At 69.2% G+C, this 8,555-nt stretch carries 8 protein-coding genes; 6 read left to right on the forward strand and 2 right to left on the reverse strand.

What is annotated here, in order from left to right; all coding sequences use genetic code 11:
- On the forward strand, window positions 1-1,075 hold a 1,075-nt coding region (locus VFZ20_RS20495; protein WP_329685803.1), incomplete at its 5' end, for a hypothetical protein.
- 397 nt (window positions 1,076-1,472) lie between these two features.
- Here the strand turns inward: VFZ20_RS20495 and VFZ20_RS20500 are convergent.
- Complete coding sequence (locus VFZ20_RS20500) at window positions 1,473-1,652, reverse strand: hypothetical protein (RefSeq protein WP_329685804.1); 180 nt, start codon at window positions 1,650-1,652, stop codon at window positions 1,473-1,475.
- A 791-nt stretch (window positions 1,653-2,443) separates the two neighbouring features.
- Between VFZ20_RS20500 and VFZ20_RS20505 the strand changes: the two genes are divergently transcribed.
- Window positions 2,444-3,391: a DUF4249 family protein gene (locus VFZ20_RS20505; protein ID WP_329685805.1), complete on the forward strand. Its 948-nt coding sequence runs from the start codon at window positions 2,444-2,446 to the stop codon at window positions 3,389-3,391.
- A 345-nt stretch (window positions 3,392-3,736) separates the two neighbouring features.
- Here the strand turns inward: VFZ20_RS20505 and VFZ20_RS20510 are convergent, their stop codons facing one another.
- Window positions 3,737-4,474, reverse strand: coding sequence for an SIMPL domain-containing protein (locus VFZ20_RS20510; protein ID WP_329685806.1), 738 nt, complete (start codon window positions 4,472-4,474; stop codon window positions 3,737-3,739).
- Between the two features lie 665 nt (window positions 4,475-5,139).
- On the opposite strand from VFZ20_RS20510, the gene VFZ20_RS20515 reads away from it, so the two are divergent.
- From VFZ20_RS20515 to VFZ20_RS20530, 4 genes are all read left to right on the forward strand, one after another.
- Window positions 5,140-5,787, forward strand: coding sequence for a hypothetical protein (locus VFZ20_RS20515; protein WP_329685807.1), 648 nt, complete (start codon window positions 5,140-5,142; stop codon window positions 5,785-5,787).
- Window positions 5,788-5,800: 13 nt separating this feature from the next.
- Window positions 5,801-6,739, forward strand: a complete 939-nt coding sequence (locus tag VFZ20_RS20520) for a histone deacetylase (protein WP_349264112.1) — start codon at window positions 5,801-5,803, stop codon at window positions 6,737-6,739.
- 212 nt (window positions 6,740-6,951) lie between these two features.
- Window positions 6,952-7,638: an ankyrin repeat domain-containing protein gene (locus VFZ20_RS20525; protein ID WP_329685809.1), complete on the forward strand. Its 687-nt coding sequence runs from the start codon at window positions 6,952-6,954 to the stop codon at window positions 7,636-7,638.
- Window positions 7,639-7,723: 85 nt separating this feature from the next.
- Window positions 7,724-8,227 (forward strand): hypothetical protein, encoded by a 504-nt coding sequence (locus VFZ20_RS20530; RefSeq protein ID WP_329685810.1) that lies wholly within the window; start codon window positions 7,724-7,726, stop codon window positions 8,225-8,227.
- The last annotated feature ends 328 nt before the right edge of the window (window positions 8,228-8,555 follow it).

The raw sequence follows: 8,555 nt of genomic DNA on the forward strand, positions 1-8,555 counted from the left end.
CGGACAGGTGCGCTGGCAGCCGGGCGCGTGGATCGTGGAGCCCGGCCTGCGCGTGGACGTGGCCGCCAGCAACGCCGGCCACTGCGCGTCGGGCGACGAGGGGCCCGCGCCCGTGGACCCCGTCACCGTCCCCGCGCGGCCCAACCGCACCTGCGTGCTGCTGTCACCGCGCGTGGCCGTCAAGCGCTTTTTGGGCGAGCAGCGCGACGCCGCCGTCAAGGTGGCGGCCGGGCGCTACGTGCAGTTCCTGCACTCGCTGCGCGACGAGAACCTGCCCGTGAGCAACGACACCTGGGTGCTGGCGGACGAGAGCGTGCCGCCCGTGGTGAGCGACCAGGTGCAGATGGGCGTGGAGAAGTACTGGGGCGACGCGTGGTACGCATCCGCCGAGGCGTACTACCGCACGTACGAGGGCGTCACGGACTTCAACACGGCCGACAACCCCAACGACCCCGGCGACGACCTGCTGGTGGGCGACGGCGACAGCTACGGGCTGGACCTGCTGGTGCGCCGCAACACGGGCCGCCTCACGGGATGGACGACCATCAGCCTGCTGCGGGCGGGGCGGACGTTCCCCGACGTAATGGCCGCGGGGATCGAGGGCGTGCCGCAGACGGTGACGTTCTCGCCCATCTTTGACCGGCACGTGGACGTGGACGTGGTGCTGCAGTACCGCCTGCCCATGGCGCTGGAGGCGGGCGCGCGGTGGAACTTCGGCAGCGGAACGCCGTTCACGCGGCCGGTGGCGCAGGTGGTGGGGTTCGAGACGGACATCGCCGCGGGCGGATACCGCATTCCCCGCCCCGAGGGCGACGACCCCGAGGTGCCGCTGTACGTGGTGCTGGGCGACCGCAACCGCGAGCGCTACCCGGCGTACCACCGGCTGGATCTCACGCTGCGCCGGCCGTACCAGCGCCGCTGGGGCACGTTCACGCCGTACCTGCAGGTGCTGAACGTGTACAACCAGCGCAACGTGCTGTTCTACTTCTACAACTACGAGCGCACGCCGCCCACGCGGTCCGGCACCAGCATGTTCCCCCTGCTGCCCTCCGTGGGCATCGAGGCGAGCTTTTGACAGATAGAACCGAGAAGAGCTGACTTTGCGCGATTTTTTGTTCTCTCCCGTGGGAATGATCAGCCGCCATGCTTGGCGACAGCGGCAACGCGTGGTTGCGGTCGTGCGGGGTATCGAGCCACGCGCTAAGCATTCGATGCCAATGGGAGACAAGCTCGCGCTGCAGCGATCAGTAGCGAACTCGTTGATCGCGGGTCGACGACGACCATTCCGCGGCGCTCTAGCATTAAGTGTATCGTTTCAGACGACCGCCCGCGATCCGACGCATCTCCCGAAACTCGGGAAGAATCTGTTGGATCTTCTAGCGCGTCCCCTTTCGGGCTCAGGTGTTCGGGGGCAAGGCGTGCTTTATTACGATGATCGGCAAATTGACGCGCTATCCGTCACATGTCGACACTTAGGTCCACCACCACAGCGAGAGAGCGCGCAAGCTGATGTGGACGAAGGTGATCAAGTAGAAGCCCGGATGCCTCGGATCAGCCTCCGTGCTGTCCGGCACGCGCTCTTTCTTGAGGATCTCGCAACCGGAGCCGACGCCGAGGATTATCTGCGAGACACGCGCGAACCCTTCGACCATCCGTCAGCGGCAGTAGCGGATTATCAAGACGCTCTCTCGGACCAGGAGCGCGGGTTCCTACACCCAGAATTGAGATCCCTGTACTTGGACTTGGCTGCGCGGAAGGCACAGGACCAGATTCTCAGTCATTCACGACTGTCGCTGGGGCTGCTCGCGCTCCTGAATGGGGGCTATTCCTTTCGACCAGGGTTCCCGCACCAAGCCCGGACCGAGTTACACGATTGGCTACGCAATTCGCTCGTGCAGTCGCCTACACGGATCTGGCTTGACGAATTGCCTACGCGGTCTGGAAGTGGAGACAAGTTCAGAGACATGGTGACGGAGCGCGTCGCGACATTCTGGACGACATGGCAGTGGTTATTTGGGGAGCGGCTACGCGTTCCGATTGCTTTGGAGGTATTGGTCAAGCCTCCGCGCGAAGCGAGTGACGACGCGCTCCACGATTTGGACAACGTTGTACGTACATATCTAGTACGTCCAATCGTCGAGCGCCTCCAGCCGCCTACAGATATTGCATTTACATGGGATTGGGAGGGTTTTCGAAACGAGGCAGGTGAGCTTCCCGCGTGGTTGGAGCGTGCTGAAAAAATTCCGAAATCTGTGCGCGTCGGACTCACGCGGTATGAGGTATGGCGTCTTCGTCGTAATCCGGACGACAGAGAGCCAGGGTTCGTCAGCGTTGGACTAGCTCCCGATTCGGTTGGGATAAGTACCCTCAACAGAATCGACAATGCAGTCGGAGAATGGGCCGAACAACTCCGAGAAAGCCACTGGTAAGGTATAGACGGGTGATGATTCTTAAGATACTGCCGGCCGCCGCGGCGGCGCTGGTGCTGGGCGGGTGCACGCTCGCCGACGTGACGGTGCCGCCCAGCGAGGACCGGCTGGTGGTGGAAGCCGTGCTGCGGACGGACTTTACGCAGCAGACGGTGCTGCTGCACCGCACCGTGCAGGACCAGGCGTCGCGCAAGGAGCCCGGCGCCAGCGTGGAGGTCACGGGGCCCAACGGCCTGCGCGTGACGTTCGTGGAATCCACGGAGGCGTGCTACGCCATCGACCCCGGCTACGACGCGTCGGAGGTGGCGGTGGAGGCGTCGTGCTACGTGTCGCCGCGCGCGCTGGGGCGGTGGGTGACGCCGGGGCAGGCGTACGACCTGACCGTCCGCACCGCGCGCGGCGAGGAGGCGCTCGGCCGCACGGTCGTGCCCGGCACCTTCAGCGTGCGCGGCATCCGTACGACCAACCGCGCCGACGTGCGCGAGCCCACGTGCACGCTACCGCCGCAGACACCGCTGAACCTGAGCTGGACGCCGGCGCCCGGCGCGTGGGGATACCTGGCCCCGCTCAACATCTTCGGGCTTCGCAACGCTTTTCCGCCGGAGTACGGGCCGCCGGATCCCCTGGAGCTGGTGGGCGTGTCGGTGTCCGCGGCCGACACCACGCTGGTGCTGCCGGGGGAATTCGGCGTGTTCGACCGGTTCGACTACAACCAGGACCTGCTGCGCGTGCTGCAGGCGGGGCTGCCCGAGGGCACGTCGGCGCGGGTGGCGATCGCCGCGGCGGACCGCAACTACATCAACGGAGTGCGGGGCGGCAACTTCAACCCGTCCGGGCAGGTGCGCATCTCCAGCATCGTGGGTGACGGCGTGGGCGTCTTTGGATCGCTCACCACCCTGCGCTTCGCCATCGACGCCATCCGCGCCAACAACACGAGCCGCTGCGGCAACCTCCAGCCGTGAGGCCGATAGGCGACGCGTCACACCGGATGCGGAAACGCAGTTGTTTTCCTGAGGGGCCCTCGCGAACTCGACCGTGCGCGGATGCGTGCGGCCCCGAAGGATCTTCCTTCCTTGGCAAGGACCCAGTCCCGTAGCGAAGTCCCTGCCCCGCGAAGGAGATCCTTCGGTCGCGCCCGCACCCTTGTGAGCGGGCGAGTCCCGCGCGGGCGCTCCCTCAGGAAACCAACGCCGATGTGCAGTGTTCATGCGGATCGGTATAGGAGCGGCGGAGCCGCTGTACGTCACAACGAAAACGCGGCCCAGGATCGCTCCCGGGCCGCGCTTCTGTCTCCGGATCCGCCGGCGTCAGCGGCCGAAGATGGAGTAGACAACCACCACCGTTGCGCGGACGGTCTGCTCGCCGGGGTTGATGGGCGTGGGCGCGCTCTGCGCCATGTCGGCCGCCATCTCCATGCGCGCGTACATCACCGGCTGCACGGTGCCCACGTCGGCCGTGTAGGCCTCGCGCACCATCCCCAGCCCCACGTTGAGCGAGGCGGCCAGCGCCTCGGCGTCGGCGCGGGCGCGGCGCACGGCGTCGTCGATGGCCCGCTGCCGGAACGCCTGCGGGTCACGCAGCCCGAATCGCACGCCGTTCACGCGGTTGGCGCCCGCGCCCAGCGCCGCGTCGATCACGGCGCCCACGCGGGCCACGTCGTCCAGCGTGACGGTGACGGTGTTGATGACGCGGTAGCCACGCACGGTGGGCGTGGTCTGGTCCGGCCGCGGCTGCGGATCGTACTCGGGAAACACGTTGTAGCCGCTGGTCTCGATGCGGTCGCGCGGCACGCCGGCCCGCACGAGCGCCGCGATCACGCGATCCATCACGCCCGCGTTCTCCGACGCGGCCGCCTGCGCCGTGGCCGACGCCGTCTCCACGGCAAAATCGGCGATGGCCTGGTCCGGCCGGGCGCGGGCCTCGCCCATGCCCGTCACGCGGATGGTCTGCTCGCGCGGGGGCGGCGGCGCCTGCTGCGCCTGGGCCGCGCCCGCGCCCAACGCCAGGCCCGCGGCCAGCGCCGCGGCAATCATCGTATGCTTCATCCTCGTCCCCTCACGTGGTTGGTGCGTCGCCGCCCCGGCGGCGGCTCGCGAATTGGTACCCGCAAGGCGCCGCGCAGGTTGCGCGCCCCCCGCCGCAGAAAAAGAGAAAGGGCCCGGAGCGGGGAGCTCCGGGCCCAGGCGGGGGGTGGACAGCGTCGGACGGCGTGGGAAGGACGGTACTGCGGTTGGGGGGGGGGCGGGACGCGTGTTGCGGATTCTGTGAGACTGCCGGGCCACCTTCGCTGACTCCCCGATCTCCTGTGCGCACCCTGTCGGGCGCTTGCGGGCACCACAGAGGGCAAGGGCGGGGCCAGGATTTCACCGAATTGAATTCTGTTTATTTGCAACGACTTAGCTCCCCCTTGCGGCATGTTGGGGCGGGATGTCATGGGGAGCTGGGGGTACGGCATGGGACACGCATGTCCCAGACGCGATTCACGGTGTATACAATACACGGGAGTGCCAAGTGCCAAGTGCCAAGTGCCAAGTGCCAAGTGCCAAGTGCCAAGTGCCAAGTGCCAAGTGCCAAGTGCCAAGTGCCAAGTGCCAAGGCCGGATCTCCTGCTCGGATCCACTCCTTGGCACTTGGTACTTGTCACCTGGTACTTATAACTTCCTCCCGGGTCGACGGATGCGGCTCGATCATCATCTACGGAACCAGGCGGATGGCGGGCAAGAAGTACGGGATCAGGGAAGTGTTCGCGACGCTCCAGGGCGAAGGCGCGCAGGCGGGGACACCGGCGGTGTTCCTGCGCTTTGCCGGCTGCAACCTGGGCTACGACGTGTGCCCCTGGTGCGACACCGATTGGGTCAAGGCGCACTACACGCTGGACCTGGAGGGCACGCTGGACCTCGTCCGCCGCACTGCGGAGGAAGGCTTCGGCGGGGAAAAGCCGGGGCTGCTGCTGGTAGCCACGGGCGGCGAGCCCAGCCTGCAGTTCGACCGGCCGCTCTCGGACGCGCTGCGGGCGCGCGGCTACCGCATCACCATGGAAAGCAACGGCTCGCGCCCCGTGGACCGCTCGCTCGTGGACTGGCTGACGATCTCGCCCAAGCAGGCCGAGTTCGCGCAGAAGGAAGGCGACGAGCTCAAGCTGCTCTTTACGGGCGCGTCCGCGCCGGGCATCACGCCGGACGTGGAGGCCGTCCGCCGCATCGCGGAGGGGACGCAGTTCGGGCAGTACTTCCTGCAGTCCGTGGACGTCCCGGCGGCCGGCGGCCCCAATTACGCCGAAACGATCGCGGCCATCATGGAGCTGGGACCACCCTGGCGCCTGTCCGTGCAGACGCACAAGGTCACCGGCATTCCCTGAATCACGGCCATCCGTGCGGGCGTTCTACAGCGACCACTTCGTCCTGCCGCTGCCGGTGGGACATCGTTTCCCGATGATCAAGTACGCCCGGCTGCGCGAGCGCTGCCTGGCGGAGGGCATCCTGCGCCCGGACGAGCTCCTGGAGCCGCCGGCCGCCACGTGGGAGGAGCTGGAGCGCGTACACGACCCGGCGTACGTGGCCGCGGCGCGCGATGGCACGCTCACGCCGCTGGAGCAGCGCCGCATCGGCTTTCCGTGGAGCCCGGAGATGATCGAGCGCTCGCGCCGGTCGTCCGGGGCCACCATCATGGCCGGGCGGACGGCGCTGGACGAACGCGCGGCGCGCGGCTGGGGCATCGCCGTGAACCTGGCGGGCGGCACGCACCACGCCGGGCCGTCGCACGGCGAGGGATTCTGCGTCTTCAACGACGCGGCCGTCGCCATCCGCGCGCTGCAGGCGGAGGGGCGCATCCGCCGAGCCGTGGTGCTCGACTGCGACGTGCACCAGGGCAACGGCACGGCCGAGGCGTTCCGCGCGGACCCGTCCGTCTTTACCTTCTCCATCCACGGCGCCAAGAACTTCCCGTTCCGCAAGGAGCGCAGCTCGCTGGACGTGGAGCTGCCCGACGGCGCCGGCGACGACGTGTTCCTGGCCGCGCTGGAGCTGCACGTGCCGCAGATCCTGGAGGAGTTTCGCCCGGAGCTGGCCATCTACCTGGCCGGCGCGGACCCGTGGCGCGAGGACCGATTCGGGCGGCTGGGGATGAGCAAGGAAGGGCTGGCGGAGCGCGACCGGATGGTGCTGGGCGCCTGCCGCGCCGCCGGCGTGCCCGTGGCCGTGGCGATGGCCGGCGGCTACGCCCGCGACACGGAGGACACCGTCGACATCCACGTGCGAACGATCCGGACGTGCGTGGAGATGTGGGCGGAGGGCCCTCACCCGCTCGCCTAGGCTCGCACCCTCTCCCGCAAACTGCGCGGGAGAGGGTGTACACTTCCACGGCGCCCGCCCGTCCCCGCGACCTCCGCGGCCGGTCGGTTGATGCTCCGTCCGCATCGCGCGTCAGCGCGAGACGGGGCTTGCCGCAATCCAAGCGGCGGCTTCAGCCGCTCAGGCGGGGAGCGTATCCCGTCCACTCCTCACTACCCACGATCCCGAGGCGGATGATGACGACGCAGACGACGCATGGGACGGCGGAGGTGATGGACGCGGTCAAGGCGGGCGACGCGGATGCGCTGCGGGCCGTCCTGGCGCGCGATCCCGCCGCGGCCGATGCCCGCGCGGACGGCGACAGCCCGCTGCTGATGGCGCTGTACACGGGCCGCCGCGACCTCGCGGAGCTGCTCGTGGCCCACGGCCGCCGGCCGGACGCCTTCGAGGCCGCCGCGTTCGGCGACGTGGACCGCCTGCGCGCGCTGCTGGACGCGGAGCCGGGCGCCGTCACCCGCTTTGCCGCGGACGGGTGGACGCCGCTGCACCTGGCCGGCTTCTTTGGCCACGTGGACGCCATGCGCCTGCTGCTGGAGCGCGGCGCCGACGTCCGCGCCGTCTCCATCAACGCCATGCGCAACACGCCCCTGCACGCCACGATGGCCGGGCCGTCCGGCATCACGGGCGCGCGGCTGCTGGTGGAGGCCGGCGCGGACGTGAACGCGCGCCAGCACGGCGGATACACGGCGTTGCACGCGGCGGCGCAGCACGGGGCCATCGACGTCATCGACCTGCTGCTGGACCACGGCGCGGACCCAGACCTGCCCACGGACGACGGCCGCCGCGCCGTGGACCTGGCGCGCGAGCGGGGGCACGCGGACGCAGCGGACCATCTCGTGCGGCGCGGCGCCTCCGCCTGACGCGCCACTTCCGCGGATTGACGGGGTAGGACCCCCGCCGTAGAGTTCGCGCGTTCACCCTTCCCGTGGTTTCGCAGGACCGGCCATGCAGTCACGACGCTTCTTTCTCGCGCTCCTTCCGCTCGCCACGGCGGCGTGCTACCCGCGCCAGCCGGTGGCGCCGCCGCCCGCGCCGCCGCCGGTCATCTTCATCCCCGCCCCGTCGGCGGAGGACCAGGCGCGCACCCAGCACGAGCGGGCGGAGCGCTTCTTCGACGAAGGCGTGGGCCTGGGCCGCCAGAGCCGCTGGGCCGAGGCGGCGGAACGCTATCGCCTCGCCGCCGAGGCGGATCCGGGCGACTCGCGCTACCCCATGGCGCTGTCACAGGCGCTGCTGTCCTCCGGCCGCGAGTGGGAGGCGGCGGATGCGCTGCAGGCCGCCATCCGCCTGGACGAGAACGTGGCCACGCCCAACCACCGCGTGCTGGCGGTGGATTACGACCGGCTGATCGCCCTGCTCACCCGCCTGAACCGCCTGGACGAGGCGCGCCAGGCGCAGGAGCGGCTGTCCTTTCACCGCCGCATGCGCGACGCGGAAGTGCAGGAGTAGGGGATGGGACGGCGTCTGCAGGAGTGACGGGCAGAGGCGAGGACAGCAGCGTGGGCAGATAGCAGGACGGGAGAGCCCCCCGTCGCTGCGCGACGGGGGCCCTCTCCCCCGCCGGCCTTTTTGCTCGCTCCTCGCAACGGCCGGCGACCCCTCCCCCAACTTCGGGGGAGGGGTTGTTCTCAGGGCGAGTTCAGCGCGCGAAGCTCAGCCCGTGCGTAATCCGGGTTCTTCTCTCTCCGCGAGGAACGAGCGGGGAGAGGCCGGGAGAGGGGCGCGTCGCTGCCGGCGCAAACCATCCGAATGCCCGCGCCGAAGTTCTCCCTTCCCC

The sequence above is a fragment of the Longimicrobium sp. genome, from assembly GCF_036280135.1.
Lineage (GTDB): Bacteria > Gemmatimonadota > Gemmatimonadetes > Longimicrobiales > Longimicrobiaceae > Longimicrobium.